Annotated in this window: 14 protein-coding genes; 4 read left to right on the top strand and 10 right to left on the bottom strand. The window is 71.4% G+C overall.

Translation table 11 applies throughout. The features are described from left to right. Window positions 1-216: 216 nt before the first annotated feature. From ACQPXD_RS12315 to ACQPXD_RS12340, 6 genes are all read right to left on the bottom strand, one after another. Complete coding sequence (locus tag ACQPXD_RS12315; RefSeq protein WP_432837816.1) at window positions 217-1,119, bottom strand: NADP-dependent oxidoreductase; 903 nt, start codon at window positions 1,117-1,119, stop codon at window positions 217-219. Window positions 1,120-1,155: 36 nt separating this feature from the next. Next, on the bottom strand, window positions 1,156-1,647 hold the full coding sequence (locus ACQPXD_RS12320; RefSeq protein WP_432837817.1) for a MarR family winged helix-turn-helix transcriptional regulator: 492 nt from the start codon (window positions 1,645-1,647) through the stop codon (window positions 1,156-1,158). Between the two features lie 269 nt (window positions 1,648-1,916). Next, window positions 1,917-2,783 carry a helix-turn-helix transcriptional regulator gene (locus ACQPXD_RS12325; protein ID WP_432837818.1) on the bottom strand — a complete coding sequence of 289 codons (867 nt, stop codon included), beginning with the start codon at window positions 2,781-2,783 and terminating at the stop codon, window positions 1,917-1,919. Between the two features lie 54 nt (window positions 2,784-2,837). Beyond that, window positions 2,838-3,935 (bottom strand): hypothetical protein, encoded by a 1,098-nt coding sequence (locus tag ACQPXD_RS12330; RefSeq protein ID WP_432837819.1) that lies wholly within the window; start codon window positions 3,933-3,935, stop codon window positions 2,838-2,840. After that, window positions 3,932-4,369, bottom strand: a complete 438-nt coding sequence (locus ACQPXD_RS12335; protein ID WP_432837820.1) for a VOC family protein — start codon at window positions 4,367-4,369, stop codon at window positions 3,932-3,934. Before ACQPXD_RS12335 ends, ACQPXD_RS12330 begins: the two co-directional genes overlap by 4 nt. A gap of 177 nt (window positions 4,370-4,546) precedes the next feature. Beyond that, window positions 4,547-5,446: an enoyl-CoA hydratase/isomerase family protein gene (locus ACQPXD_RS12340; protein ID WP_432837821.1), complete on the bottom strand. Its 900-nt coding sequence runs from the start codon at window positions 5,444-5,446 to the stop codon at window positions 4,547-4,549. Between the two features lie 43 nt (window positions 5,447-5,489). Between ACQPXD_RS12340 and ACQPXD_RS12345 the strand changes: the two genes are divergently transcribed. Beyond that, window positions 5,490-5,882, top strand: coding sequence for a winged helix-turn-helix transcriptional regulator (locus ACQPXD_RS12345; RefSeq protein ID WP_432837822.1), 393 nt, complete (start codon window positions 5,490-5,492; stop codon window positions 5,880-5,882). A 78-nt stretch (window positions 5,883-5,960) separates the two neighbouring features. Here ACQPXD_RS12345 and ACQPXD_RS12350 read toward each other — a convergent pair whose 3' ends face one another. The 3 genes from ACQPXD_RS12350 to ACQPXD_RS12360 all read right to left on the bottom strand — a co-directional run bounded on the left by ACQPXD_RS12350 (window position 5,961) and on the right by ACQPXD_RS12360 (window position 9,777). Next, window positions 5,961-6,566: a hypothetical protein gene (locus tag ACQPXD_RS12350; RefSeq protein ID WP_432837823.1), complete on the bottom strand. Its 606-nt coding sequence runs from the start codon at window positions 6,564-6,566 to the stop codon at window positions 5,961-5,963. A 124-nt stretch (window positions 6,567-6,690) separates the two neighbouring features. After that, on the bottom strand, window positions 6,691-6,891 hold the full coding sequence (locus ACQPXD_RS12355) for a hypothetical protein (protein ID WP_432837824.1): 201 nt from the start codon (window positions 6,889-6,891) through the stop codon (window positions 6,691-6,693). Window positions 6,892-6,942: 51 nt separating this feature from the next. Then, window positions 6,943-9,777 carry an AfsR/SARP family transcriptional regulator gene (locus ACQPXD_RS12360; protein WP_432837825.1) on the bottom strand — a complete coding sequence of 945 codons (2,835 nt, stop codon included), beginning with the start codon at window positions 9,775-9,777 and terminating at the stop codon, window positions 6,943-6,945. A gap of 340 nt (window positions 9,778-10,117) precedes the next feature. Between ACQPXD_RS12360 and ACQPXD_RS12365 the strand changes: the two genes are divergently transcribed. After that, a complete protein-coding gene (locus ACQPXD_RS12365) occupies window positions 10,118-10,453 on the top strand; it encodes a hypothetical protein (RefSeq protein ID WP_432837826.1) in 336 nt (111 codons plus the stop codon). 32 nt (window positions 10,454-10,485) lie between these two features. On the opposite strand, the gene ACQPXD_RS12370 is transcribed toward ACQPXD_RS12365, so the two are convergent. After that, the gene (locus ACQPXD_RS12370) at window positions 10,486-11,238 is read right to left on the bottom strand and encodes a metallophosphoesterase family protein (protein WP_432837827.1); all 753 of its coding nucleotides are present in this window, start codon (window positions 11,236-11,238) and stop codon (window positions 10,486-10,488) included. 106 nt (window positions 11,239-11,344) lie between these two features. Here ACQPXD_RS12370 and ACQPXD_RS12375 point away from each other — a divergent pair, with 106 nt between their 5' ends. Together ACQPXD_RS12375 and ACQPXD_RS12380 are read left to right on the top strand one after the other, a co-directional pair. After that, window positions 11,345-12,232, top strand: coding sequence for a MurR/RpiR family transcriptional regulator (locus ACQPXD_RS12375; protein WP_432837829.1), 888 nt, complete (start codon window positions 11,345-11,347; stop codon window positions 12,230-12,232). A 22-nt stretch (window positions 12,233-12,254) separates the two neighbouring features. Then, window positions 12,255-12,902 (top strand): HAD family hydrolase, encoded by a 648-nt coding sequence (locus tag ACQPXD_RS12380; protein WP_432837831.1) that lies wholly within the window; start codon window positions 12,255-12,257, stop codon window positions 12,900-12,902. The last annotated feature ends 27 nt before the right edge of the window (window positions 12,903-12,929 follow it).

The following is a 12,929-nucleotide window of genomic DNA, read 5'->3' on the forward strand; positions in this document are numbered from 1 at the left end:
GGGATTCCTTCGGCGGGCGGGCGGACAGGACGGGATTCACCGCCCGCGACAACGCTCGTCGAACACTCGGCGCACGTGCGCACCCGCCAGTGGAACGGCGAACCGGTAGCCGGCGAGCTGCCGCCGCTGGATACCTGGTTCGCTCATGTCCCGGACGCTATCCGCGCACATCGGCGGCAGGCAGGGCCGAAAGTCCTGCCTGCGGCACGGGCGCGGCTACAGCCGGAGGAGGACCTTGCCGCGAAGCGTGCCGTTCTCCAGCCGGGTGTGGACGTCGGCGGCCTGGTCCAGCGGTGTGATGGTCGGCTCGGCCAGGGACAGGGTGCCGGCCGCGACCCGGTCCATGGCTTCCCGCAACGCGGCCGGGATCCCGGCCGCGACCGGGCTGGAGAGGGTGACGCCGACCTGGCCGGCCCGAGGGTCCGACAGCGTGATGACCCGGTTCGGGCCGCCGGCCAAGGCGACCGCGGCCCGCAGGTCGCTGCGGCCGGAGGCGTCCAGCACCGCATCGACCGGGGAGGGTACGGCGTCGCTCAGCGGCCGGTGGTAGTCGATCGGGACGGCGCCGCGCCCGGCGACCTCGGCGAAGTCGGACGGGCGCACAACGCTGATCACCTTGGCCCCGCGGGCGATGGCCAGCTGCGTGGCGATCGCCCCGACCGACCCGTTCCCGCCCAGGACCAGCAGCGTCTCGCCCTGCGTCAGGCCGAGCAGCTTGAGCACCCGGATCGCGGCCTCACCGGACGCCGGCAACGCCGCGGCCGAGGTCCACGGCACATTCGCGGGTTTGCGCACCCAGAAGTCGGCGTTGACCCGCTCCGCGTAGCCGCCGAGCGATCCGGGCAGGAACACCGCGACCTCGTCACCGGCGGCCAGGTCCTCCACCTGGTCGCCGACGGCGTCGACGATGCCGGCCGCCTCGAACCCGAGGATGCCGCCGGGCCGCACCGGATAGACGGCGTCCAGATGGCCGGCCCGGATGGCGAGATCGGTGGGCCCGACCCCGGCGAACTTCACCGCGACCTGGATCTGCCGCGCGGCCGGCGGACCGATCTCGACGTCGGCGACCCGCAGGACCGACGGCGGCCCGTACCCGGTGATGGTGATCGCTTTCGTCATCGTACCCTCCACACTCGAATTACGTGACATCTCACGTTATCCGATGGGCGGGCGGCCCAGCGACCCTCGGTCGAGCACGTTCTCGTAGACGGTCTCCAGCGACTCCGCCAGCCGCTGTACCACCTCCGGGTCCAAACCGTCGAAGAACAGCCGGCGGACGAGCTCGACGTGCCCCGGAGCCGCCCCCGACAGCACGTCCCGCCCGGCCGCGGTGAGCGACACCTCGGTCACCCGGCGGTCACGCGCGGCGAGCGTCATCTCCACCAGCCCGCGCGCGGCCATCCGTTTCGCGTGGTGCGACGCACGGCTGCGTTCCCAGCCGATCTGGGCGGCGAGCGCGGTCACCGACATCGTGCCGCCGGAAGCGCCGGCCAGCGCGTTCAGGACGTGGTAGTCGGCGAACGACATCGCGCTGTCCGCCTGCAACTGGCGATTCATCTCATACGTCATCCGCAGCTGGAGCCGCATGAAGGCCAGCCAGGCGCGTTGCTGCTCGGCGTTCAGCCAGCCACCGGGTGGAGAAGACACCGGACAACGATCGCAGATCCGCAATTCGCCCGGACAGCACGCCGGGATGCCGCAGCCCGCCACCGCGACAGCAAGGGATTCATGGCTCGGGTCCGCCCGACTGGCGACCGTTGCTCCCGCCAGACACCGGTCGGGCCTGGCGGCCCTCCCTGCCAGGTCCGCGGTGCCAAGAACAAAGCCGGAGGCCTCATGTCACACGCCACTCACGACCGGCGTCGCGGTCGTCACCGGTGCCGCGCAAGGCATCGGGCGCGCCATCTGCCGGCAGCTCACGATGGGCCCGCGGAGCCGGGGACGCCGGACAGGACCGCCAGCCGGAACTTGGTCTCGTCCTCGCTGTCCGGCGCCGCCGTCAGGATGACAACCTTTCGTTCCGCGTCACCGTCGATCACGACGTCGCAGTCCACGGCGATAGGACCGACCGCCGGATGCTCGACGATCTTGTGGTCCTCGCGATGAGCGCCGACCGCGCCCGAGGCCCACAGCTCGGCGAACCGGTCGTTGCCCGTGGTGAGCACCTGCAGCAGGTCGGTCAGGCGTCTGCTGTCCGGGAAGCGTCCCGTCGCGCGGCGCAGGTCGGACACGACGGCGGACTCGACCGTGTCCTGACCGAGCGAGGTCACCGGCCAGTGCGACAGGTGCGGGCCTCGGCCTTCGATCGGGAAGGTGTCGCGCGCGAAGTTGCGCAGTGGCAGCGGCGTCGTCGACGGGTCGCCGAGCAGGCCCGCCCAGCCGCGGTTCCACCAGATCATCCGCCAATCCGCGGCGAACACGGCAGCGGCGGCGTCAACCAACCGGTTCAGCACGCGGCTCAGCCCGGGTGGGATGTGGTCAGAGATCTCTCCGTCGGCCGGTGGGACGAGACCGGCCAGCCGATACAGATGGTCGCGCTCGGCGTCGTTGAGTTGCAGGGCGCGGGCGAGCGAGGCGACCACCTGCGCCGACGGGGTGGTGTGGCGGCCCTGTTCCAGGCGCACGACGTAGTCGACCGAGATGCCGGCGAGTTCGGCGAGCTCCTCCCGGCGCAACCCCTTGGCTCGGCGCGTGCGCCCGCGCGGCAGCCCGGCCGCCGCCGGAGTGATGCGGTCGCGCCAGACGCGCAACGTCGTCCCCAGCGTCGTCTCGTCACCGGTCATGCTCCGATTCTCGCTCGCGACCAGCGGTGCAGCGTGGTAACCGTTTTCCCACGGTCATGAGCCCAGGAGCCGGAGGGTGTCGAGGAGGCTGTGGTACATCATGCCGCCTTGCTCCCACGGGGCCGCGTGCTTTCCGGTGAGCCGGTGCACCTGGGCGATCCGGATCCCGGTGACCTTGGCCAGGCTGGCGGCCATCCGGTCTTGCTGGTTCATCGGTACGAGCTGGTCTTCGGTGCTCTGGCCCAGCACGACCAGCCGGGGCGCGTTGCCTTCGCGGATCCGCCGGGCGATGCCCGCCGGGTCGAAGCCGGCCGGGCTGGCCTCCGGCCAGGCGCCCTGGTTCGCCCCGAACGCCCTGGACAAGAACTGTTCGTAGTCGTCGCGGAGGTGGGCGTGGGAAGCGCCCAGCCCGTCCGCGGTCGCGAGCGCGGGCAGGTCGTAGAGGCCGTTGAGGCCGAGCAGCGCGGCCGGGCCGGGCGGCTCGGGAAGGTAGCCGAGACCGTAGTAGCCCGGGGACGCCAGGACCGCCTGGAACGCCATGCAGGCGCCGCAGCTGTGTCCGGACAGGACATACGATCCGCTGGCGAGGCCGAGCGAGCCGAGCAGGGCCAAGCCGTGCAGCACGTCGCTGATGTGTTGAGGATGGACGGCCTCCCGGGACAGATCGGTGTGATTGTCCTTGATGGCGTCGTACGGAATGGGGGGATAGGGCATGAACGGGGGAGCGGGGTAGTCGAACTGTGAGACGGTGTAGTTGAGGGACGCGATGGCGCTGACCGGATGGGGTTGCGTGCCGGGGAGTTCGGTGCCGGAGTAGGCGTGGGCGACGGCGGGCTCGATCGAGGCGGAGGTGAGCCGCGGGTCGCGCCAGGCGCCGCCGTGGATGTGCACGAGGTACCGGGGGAGTCGCACCGGTGAGTCGGCCCCTGGCAGGGACGTGACCGGGGTGCCGATGAGCCCGGCGGTCTCGGGCGTGCGCGGCAGGTAGATCGAGACGTTCTGGAAGCGGTTGGCGTTCGCGATGTAGGGGATGTCCTTGGCGGCGATGACCGGGACGGGACGATCGAGCTGAGGGCTCGTCACCTCGGCGGGCCGCCAGCGGGCCGGTCCGGCGGCCTGCGGTGCGGTGAAGTCCGCGCGGTCCGGCATCATGCCCGTCCCGTCCGGCCGGCGGGCCAGGTGCCGGGCTCGGTGAGCTCGATGATGGTGCCGACGTTGTCGGTGACGAACGCGATACGCTGCCCGGTCTCCGCGATGTCCATGGGGCCGCCGATCAGCGGCACGTCGAGTGCACCCAGCCGGGACACCGCCGCGTCGAGATCTGCGACCGCGAGGCAGAAATGGTGCAGGCGCGCCGGGTCCATGCTCGTGAGCACGTTGCCGGTAGCCCGGCCGCGGTTCGACGCGCCCGCGAGGAGCTCGATCTTGACGTCACCGCTGAAGAGGTACACGAACGCGGTGCCGTGGGACTCGAACCGCCGTTCGACGGCGAAACCCAGATTGCGTGAGTACCACGCGATGGTGGCGTCGAGATCCGCTTGCGTAACGCTGATGCCCACGTGGTCGTGCGAGAACGTGAAGGTCATGCCGGTAAGGATTGCCCCGCCGCCGGTCCGGCAGCCAGAGAGAGCAGTTCGGTAGGAAAGCCGCTACCACCTCGCCGGCGAGGCCAAAGCCGCGATCATGACGATCCCGTTCACCGGTACCCGCGCCGCCTGACCACCGGCAGCGGGCCGAGAACCGTCCGCGGGCGCCCGTCGTCCTCAGGCGGCGATCGACCGCAACAGGTCCTCCAGGCGGCGCTCACCGTCCGGGGTTTGCGCGCCGGCAGCCAGCGCGGCACGGAGCAGTTTTTCCGCCGGGGCGTTCGCGAACTGGTTCGCCCAGGCCTCGTGTTCGCGCCGCATCCCGGCGGCCAGGTCCTGCGGCGGCAGAGCGTGCTTGACGGCCGCGATCGTGCCATCGGGCAGGTCCGCGATGTTGCGGGCGATCCGGTCGACGAAGGCGTCGATCTCGCCGGCCGGCAGGGCACGGTTGATCCAGCCGTAGCGTTCGGCCGTTTCGGCGTCGAACAGGTCGGCGCCGAGGATGATCTCCAGGGCGCGGTTGCGGCCGGTCCGGCTCAGCAGGTACTGCGTGCCGCCGCCACCGGGCACGATGCCGCCCAGCGCCTCCATCTGGCCGAGCCCGGCCCGGCCGATCGCCGCGAAGTTCATGTCGGCCGCCGCGACGAACTCGGCGCCTCCGCCGCGCGCCAGCCCGGCCAGCTTGACGATCGTCACCTGGGGCAGGGTACGGACGGCCTCGCCGAGCGCCTGGAAGACGTTGAGTCCTTCCGGCGCGCCGGCGGTGGGATCGGCCACGGCGTTCTCGTCGTCCACCAGGGTCATGTCGACGTGCGCGATGAAGAACTCGGGGTCGGCGCTCTCGAACACGACGACCCGGGCGGCGGCGTCGTCCCGCAGCGAGGTCAGCAGCGTCATCAGTTCGGCCATCATCGGCAGGCTGAGCACGTTGACGGGCGGGTTGTCGAGGACGACCTTGACCACGCCGCGCTCGCGGGTCACGTGCAGGGTGCTGAAGGCGGGCTGGGTCACGACGATCTCTCCGTCTCTAGGTATCCGATGCATACCTATGGTTGAGTAATCGCCGAGGGGCGTCAATGACGCACTTTGAGCATCTCAAGGATCGCGGAGGATACCTAGCGTGACCGATAGTGACGAGCCGGAGTGGGTCTTCCGCACTGATTGCCCGACCCGTCCGATCCTCGACCAGATCGCGGACAAGTGGTCGTTGATGATCATGACGGTGCTGGCCGAGCCGAAGCGGTTCAACGAGATCAAGCGCCGGCTCGAGGGCGTGACCCAGCGCGTGCTCACCCAGAACCTGCGTCGCCTGGAGCGCAACGGCATGATCGAGCGGCGGGTACTGCCGACCTCGCCGGTCGGCGTGGAGTACTCGCTGACGAAGCTGGGCGAATCGCTGCGCGAGCCGTTCTCGCACCTCTACAGCTGGACCGTCGAACACGCCGACGAGATCGTCGACCGGCAGCGCGACTACGACGCGCGATCCGCCGGCTCCCGCCCCGAGCCGTCGTGATCATACGGCTGCGGCGCCCCGCCGCACGACCTCGGCGTCGCTGTTCAGCGGCGCCGAGGTCGTCGACACTGTCCGAACTCACCACCGGATGATGATCGTGCAGTACGGCGGGATCAGCTTGCACTTGAAGGTGATCGTGATCCTCGGCTTCTTCTTGTTCGCGAAGACCACCGTCGGCGCGTCGGTGCCCGCCTTATCGGCGAGGTCGCCGATGGACGTCAGCTTGCCCAGTTCCCGCGTCGCGTAAAGTTCCTTGCCGCCTTCGGACAGCACCACGGCCTCGTCCGGTACCGCCGGCTCGGGCACCCCGGCCGCGTCGAGGATGTACTTGACCTCGCCGGCGGTGATGTCCCCCGCACGCCCGTCGATGACCGCCTCGTCGACCATGACCGTGCCGTGCGGGTCGACGATGACCGAGTCGGCGACGGCAACGGACCTGGAATCGAAGGGGAACCATCCGAAGTGCCATTCCCCGCCACGGCAGTGGAACAGCCCGTACGTGGTGCCCTCCGGCACGTAGACGATCGTGACGTTGCCCTTGTCGTCGGTGCTCTCGACGGCACAGTCGGTCGGGTTCGCCGGACCCGGCTGGTTGTCCTGGGCGAACGCCGCGCCTGGTGCCAGCAGCACCACCGCGGCGACCATACCGAGCATGAACCGTCGCGCGATACGCCTGCGAAACATCCTGCCTCCGCTACTCCTGACCGAGCGGTCCCCGGTCGCTGCGGCAACCGTGGCAGCACGGGCTGAACGGTACTGACGCCGGACTGAAACGCCTGCCAGGAGCCGAGCCGGGCGCACCTGTCGCTCAGCGGGGCTTCGGAGCGAACCGCTCGTTGCCGAGCACGGCGAGCAGGTCCAGCTGCTGCTGGCTGTCGCTTCCGGGGACGGCGGTGAACACGATGAGGGACTGTCCTTGCTGGTGATCGTGGAGGATCTGGCAGTGCAGGGTCATCAGTCCGACTTCGGGGTTGTGGAGCCGCTTCTCGTAGGAGTGCGGCGTCGTCACGTCGTGCTTCGCCCACAGGTCCGCGAACTCGCCGCTCTCGATGAGCAGAGCTTATCCACGGAGTGATGCTCCCTGGACACCACGGTCCGGCCTGCTGCCGAGTCGCCGGCGGACCTCCTCGACGCCGGCGTGGCGAAGCTCGTCGAGAATCGCCTCGGCGTGCCGCCACGAGCGCCGCGCCGATGCCGGGTCTGCCGCCGCGGCGTACGCGTCGCCGAGATGGATGGAGACGTCGGCTTCGTGGAACGGGTCGCCGATGTCGCGGAACAGTGCCAAGGCGTGCTGGTAGCAGTCGACGGCCTGGCCGAGGTCACCGGAACGGTGGTAGGCGTAGCCGAGGCTGTCCCAGGTGTTCGCCTCAACTCGGCGGTCGCCGAGCCGCTGCAGAATCGCCAGCGCTTCGCCGCAGCAGCGCAGCGCCTCCCGGTAGTCGCCGAGCAGGCAGTGGTACCAGCCGACGCCGTTGAGCGCCTTGGCGATGCCGGGTTTGTCGCCGGTCTGCCGGAACAGGTCGAGCCCGGCGCTGGTGTGGGCGAGCGCTTCGTCGAGTTCGTCGCGTAGCTCGGCCAGGCGGCCCAGGCTGTGCCGGACCCGAGCCTGGCCGAGGACGTCGCCGAGTGCGGTGAGGTGGTCGAGGGCGTGGCGATAGTGGATCTCGGCGTCGGTGTAGTCACCCGACCATTGGCAGGCGCGGGCGAGACCGCGGTGGCTGTAGGCGATCGCGCGCCGGTCGCCGAGCCGGTCGGCGGCGCGCAAGACCGTGCCGAGCGCGGGTTTCCATTCGGGCCACAGGCCGCGGCGTTCGACGAACTCGGTCAGCGTGCACACCACCTGTGCGGCGCGCCGGTCGAAACCTTCGGTGCCGCCGAGGCGGACGAGCGCGAGGATGGCGCGATATTCCGCGATGAGCCAGTCGAGGGCCTTGTCGTGGGTCGGCAACGGGGCGGCGGTGACCCCGTCGAGCGGGTCGGCGACCGGGATGTCGTCGCGGTAGGCATCGAGGAGCTCGGCGGCGGCGTGTGCGGTCTGCAGGTAGTGGTCGAGCAGCCGGTGCAGTGCACCCGTGCGGTGCGTCACGGTGTCACGGCGGTGGGCCTGTTCGAGCGCGTACGCCCGGATGAGGTCGTGGAAACCGTAGCGTCCATCGTGGAGGGTGGTGAGCAGGTTGGCGCCGCTGAGTTCGGCGAGCTGCCGGCGCGCCTGCGCGATCGGGACGGCGGCGAGGCTCGCCGCCGCGGCGGCGCTGATCTCGGTTCCCGGGTGCAGGGCGAGGCTGCGGAACAGCCGGGCGGCCTGCGGGCTGAGCGCCGTGTACGACCAGGAGATGACGGCCCGCACGTCGGTGCGCTCGTCGCCGCCGGACAGCGCGTCGAGGGCGTCGGTCTCCACCAGCATCTGCTCGGCGATGGTGGCGAGGGAGAGCGCGGGTTCGGTCTCGGCGCGGGCGGCCACGATACCCAGCGCGAGCGGCAGGCCCGCGCACCGGCTGATGATGTCGTCGACGGCGTCGGGTTCGTGGACGACGCGTTTCTGCCCCAGCCGTTGCGCCAGCAGGGTGTGCGCGGTGTCGCGGGCGAGGACGTCGACGGGTACCGCGGTGGCGCCCTCGTGGACCACGAGCGGGGTGAGCTTGTTGCGGCTGGTGACCACGGCGACGCAGCCGGCGGCGCCGGGCAGCAGGGGCCGGACCTGGTCGGCGTCGTGCGCGTTGTCGATCAGGACCAGCACCCGTCTGCCGGCGAGGGCGCTGCGGTACATACCGACGCGGGCCTCCAGCGTCTCGGGGATGCCTTGCGAGGCGATGCCGAGCGCCTCCAGGAACCCGTGCAGGATGTCGGCGGGTTCGGCCGGCGCGGTGTCGGGACTGAACCCGCGCAGGTTCGCGTACAGCTGACCATCAAGGAACTCGGGTGCGATCCGGTGGGCGAACACGACGGCCAGGGATGTCTTGCCGACGCCGGGTGGTCCGGACACGGCGACGGTCACCGGTGCCGGCTCGCCGTGGGAGCGAAGGGCCTCGTCGAGGCGTTCCAGTTCGCCGTGGCGGCCGACGAAATGCGGCATGGCGGGCGGCAACTGCGCCGGCGCGACCGGAGCATGGACCGCCGGGGCGGTCGCGACGGCCGGTGGGTGCGGTTCCAGGGCCGGGTCTTGGCGAAGCATCGCCGTCTCCAGCCCCCGGAGCCGCCGACCGGGGTCGACGCCGAGGTCGTCGGCGAGGCGTTCGCGGATCTGCCGGAGCACGCCGAGGGCGTCGGCTTGCCGGCCGCAGCGGTACAGCGCGAGGATCAGCTGGGCGTGCAGCACCTCGTCGAGCGGGTGGTGCGGGGCGAGGGCCTGCAGTTCGCCGGCGAGCGCGGTGTGCTCACCCATGGCGAGCCGGGCGTCGACGAGCGCCGTGAACGCGGCGGTGCGCAGCAGCTCGATCCGGCCGGCCTCCGCGCCGAACCAGTCGATCTCCTGCAGATCGGCGAGGGCCGGCGAGTGCCACAGATCGAGCGCGCCGCGCAGCGCCGCCGCCCGCGCGGCCGGGTCCTCGATGCGCTCGGCGCGGGCGATGAGCCGTTCGGCGGTGCGCAGGTCGGTCGCGTCGCCGGCGAGATCGAGCTTGTAGCCGGGCGCCGCCGCGACGATCGCGTCGCGGGTGCGGAACAGACCTCGCAGGTGCGACACGTGCTGCTGCAGCGTGTTGCCGGCGGTCGCGGGTACGTTATCGGACCAGACGATGTCGATGAGCCGCTCGGCGCTGATGATCTGCCCGGGGGACAGCGCGAGGGCCGCGAGAACGGCCTTGCGGCGCACACCGGCGACCGGCACCGCGGTGCCATGAAGGACGACGCCGATCGGCCCGAGCAGCCGTACGTGCTGGTCCTCCGGGCGGGGCATAGGCTCCATGGTGACGGATCCGGTGGCATCTGCGCCCATTTGCCCGCTGTCGAGTCCTCGACAGGTGAGGCTGGGGTCAGCCCGCCGCGGCGGCCAACCGCGGCCGGCGCGACGGCCCGCCCGCCCCCAGCACGCATCTGGGTTGATCCCCGGAAGGCGATCGGCGCGGCGCCGAACCAGGCTCAACCGGCGGAGGGGCCGATCGGCGGCAGTTCCTCGGCCTCAGCGTCACTCCTACCGGCGGACTTCAGCGGCCAAGACGCTCGCTCACGCGAGGCGTGACCCGGCGATGGTCATAATTGGTGATCTCAGAGAGCTGTCACCATCGAAAGGCGGCGAGGTGCTCAGCGGCAAGTTGGTCGTCGGTAAACTCGCCTTGAGGCTCTCAAGTTGCCTGCTGCTTGCCGCTGCGGTCTTGACCATGGTCTACGCCGTCTCCTCGGTGTGGCTGTACTACGTCAGGGTCGATGCTTACGAGGACGCGGTCGCGGCCGGCGCTGTCGGATCGGGGTCCTTCGAGGGGTTCGGCGCTGTGCTCAGCCATGGCTTCGCGGTCCTACAGTTCGCCGTTGCCGCGGCGATGATTGGGCTAGCCAGGTCGAACCTGCGAGGCAGCGGCCCGGCCCGAACCACGACCTGGTGGCTGGGTGGCGTGATGCTCTGCTTCCGGCGTTGAAGGTCGCGGCGACGGCACGGGGCTCGGGCGGCTCACAGCGGCACGATCGAGGCCGTGAGCCGGCCGGAGGAGATGTCGATGAGCCCGAGGCTTCGTACGCCGGGCAGGCCGGCGAACGGCCCGCGCTCGCGGCTCGCGTCGATCGTGTAGGAGAGGGCGCCCGACAGCACGACCGGCACGCCTTCGACGGCGCCGAACAGCGGGTAGTGGTAGTGGCCGGCGAGGATCGCGCGCACGTCCCGGCCGCGGATGACCGCGGCGAGTGAGGCCGGGTTCACCAGCTCGCCCGTCCGCATGCCCTCGATCCGCGTGCCGAGCGGCGGGTGATGCATCGCGAGGATCGTGCCGTGGGGCGCGGCGACGGCGAGCTCCGCCTCGATCCACGCGAGTTGCGCGGCGGAGAGCTCGCCGTCGCCGCGGCCGCGCTCGGAGCTGTCGAGCGCGATGATCCGCAGCCCGCCGAGCCGGTGGACGCGGTCGCGGGGAGTGCCGTCGCCGTCCTCGCCGAGCGTAGCGGCGATCATGGCGGGGTCGTCGTGGTTTCCGGCGGCCCACACGACCTCGACGTCGCGGGCCGCGAGGCCGGCGAACGCCTCGGCGAGACGGCGGTAGTGGGCCGGGTCGCCGGCGTCGGCGAGGTCGCCGGTGAGGACGACGGCGGAGAGCCCGTCGAGCCGGTCGAGCACCGCCAGCGCGGCGGCCAGCCCCGCGTAGCCGTCGTCGTCCGGGCGGCCGAGGTGGAGATCGCTGAGGTGCGCGAGGAGGTAGGAGGTCACATCGTCCATGGTCGCGGTGGAACATTATTCAGTTCAACTCGAAAGATGGAATATTCATCCGTCGGCCACCTCGTCGACCACGGAACGTATCTCCGGCGGCCGTACCGTCCCGGACATGGATTCAGTGACCGACCCCACGTCGGCCTCCGGCCGCCCCCCTGGCTCCGTGACGGAGATGGCCCGCGCTGTCTCCGGATCGCTCGCCCCGGGCGAGACCCGCGTCGTGAACGCGCTGCTCGCCCTCGGGCCGGAGGTCATCCACGCCTCGGTCACGGAAGTCGCGGCGCTCGCGCAGACGAGCGTCGGCACGGTCGTGCGCGCGAGCCAGAGCCTGGGCTTCAAGGGGTTCCAGGCCGCGAAGATCGCGCTCGCACAGGATCTGCGCCCGCGCGACGAAGGACTGCCGACCGACGACATCGCCGCGGGGGACGAGCCCGCGGCCATCCTCGCGAAGCTCGCGAGCGGGAGTGCCGACGCCCTGCGCGGGACGACCGCGAGTGTCGACGGCGCGCAGCTCGCCGCCGCGGTGCGGACCATCTCGGACGCGCGCCGGGTGCTCTTCCTCGGCGTCGGCACGAGCGCCCCGCTCGCGCAGGACGCCGCCTACCGGCTCTCGACGATCGGCGTCGACGCGCAGGCGCCGGCCGACGTCCACGTGCAGCACGTGTGCGCGCGCCTCCTGCGCCCCGGCGACGTCGGGGTCGCCGTCAGCCACACCGGCGCGACCAAGGAGACGCTCGGCGCGGCGCGCGCCGCGAAGGAGGCGGGTGCGACGGTGATCGCGGTCACGAGCTTCAGCACGACCCCCCTCACCACGGTCGCGGACCTCGTGCTCGTCGCCGGTGCCCGCGAGACGAACTTCCGCGTCGAGGCGATGGCGAGCCGGATGGCACACCTGCTCGTGCTCGACGCGCTCTACACCGGCGTGCTGCTCCACGACTCGGAGCGGGCCCGCGTCGCGCAGCTGCGGACGGCCGACGTGCTCGCCGAGCACCGGTTCTGAGCCGATGATCCCCGCACACCGCATGCGTATCGAGGCCGTGGTGTTCGACTGCGACGGGGTTCTCGCGGACACGGCCGCGTGCTGGCAGCTCGCCCTCGACGATGCCGCCTCCGTCGTCGGCCTGCGGCTGCGGACCGCTCAGCGCGAGGCGCTGCGCGGCGCCGCCGTCACGAGCGGCGCGCACGCGATCGCCGCCTGGACCGCCGCGGCGGATCGGATTCCCGAGCTCGAACGCGCCATCCACGCCTCGCTCATGGCGAGCCTCCGGCACGGCCCGCTCGAGCCGCTCGCCGGCATCCCCGAGCTGCTCGCGACGCTCGCCGCCGGCGGGATTCCGCTCGCCGTCGCGAGCAACGCGCCGGTCGCGTTCCTCGACGGCGTGCTCGAGCGCATCGGTGTCCACCACCGGTTCACGGCCGTCGTGAGCGCGGAGACCGCCGGCCGCCCGAAACCCGCCCCCGATCCGTACCGCGCGGCGTGCGAGGCGCTCGGCGCGGACCCGGCCCGAAGCGTCGCGGTCGAGGACAGCGAGGTCGGCGTGCGCTCGGCGCGCGCGGCCGGACTCGGCGTGATCGGCATCGGCCCCGACCTACGCCCGGACCATCCCGCCCTGCTCGTCCACGCGCGATCCGCCGCCGACCCGCGCATCGCCGCGCTCCTACTCCAGTGACCCACGTCAACCGAGGCGCAAGGAGAA

The sequence above is a fragment of the Dactylosporangium sp. CA-092794 genome (genome assembly GCF_050948465.1).
GTDB lineage: Bacteria > Actinomycetota > Actinomycetes > Mycobacteriales > Micromonosporaceae > Dactylosporangium.

Excerpts from the sequence above, each read along its gene's own strand:
- ACQPXD_RS12315 (WP_432837816.1), bottom strand. The coding sequence starts at position 1,119 with ATGACGAAAGCGATCACCATCACCGGGTACGGGCCGCCGTCGGTCCTG.
- ACQPXD_RS12325 (WP_432837818.1), bottom strand. The coding sequence starts at position 2,783 with ATGACCGGTGACGAGACGACGCTGGGGACGACGTTGCGCGTCTGGCGC.
- ACQPXD_RS12330 (WP_432837819.1), bottom strand. The coding sequence starts at position 3,935 with ATGATGCCGGACCGCGCGGACTTCACCGCACCGCAGGCCGCCGGACCG.
- ACQPXD_RS12335 (WP_432837820.1), bottom strand. The coding sequence starts at position 4,369 with ATGACCTTCACGTTCTCGCACGACCACGTGGGCATCAGCGTTACGCAA.
- ACQPXD_RS12350 (WP_432837823.1), bottom strand. The coding sequence starts at position 6,566 with ATGTTTCGCAGGCGTATCGCGCGACGGTTCATGCTCGGTATGGTCGCC.
- ACQPXD_RS12360 (WP_432837825.1), bottom strand. The coding sequence starts at position 9,777 with ATGCCCCGCCCGGAGGACCAGCACGTACGGCTGCTCGGGCCGATCGGC.
- ACQPXD_RS12370 (WP_432837827.1), bottom strand. The coding sequence starts at position 11,238 with ATGGACGATGTGACCTCCTACCTCCTCGCGCACCTCAGCGATCTCCAC.
- ACQPXD_RS12375 (WP_432837829.1), top strand. The coding sequence starts at position 11,345 with ATGGATTCAGTGACCGACCCCACGTCGGCCTCCGGCCGCCCCCCTGGC.
- ACQPXD_RS12380 (WP_432837831.1), top strand. The coding sequence starts at position 12,255 with ATGCGTATCGAGGCCGTGGTGTTCGACTGCGACGGGGTTCTCGCGGAC.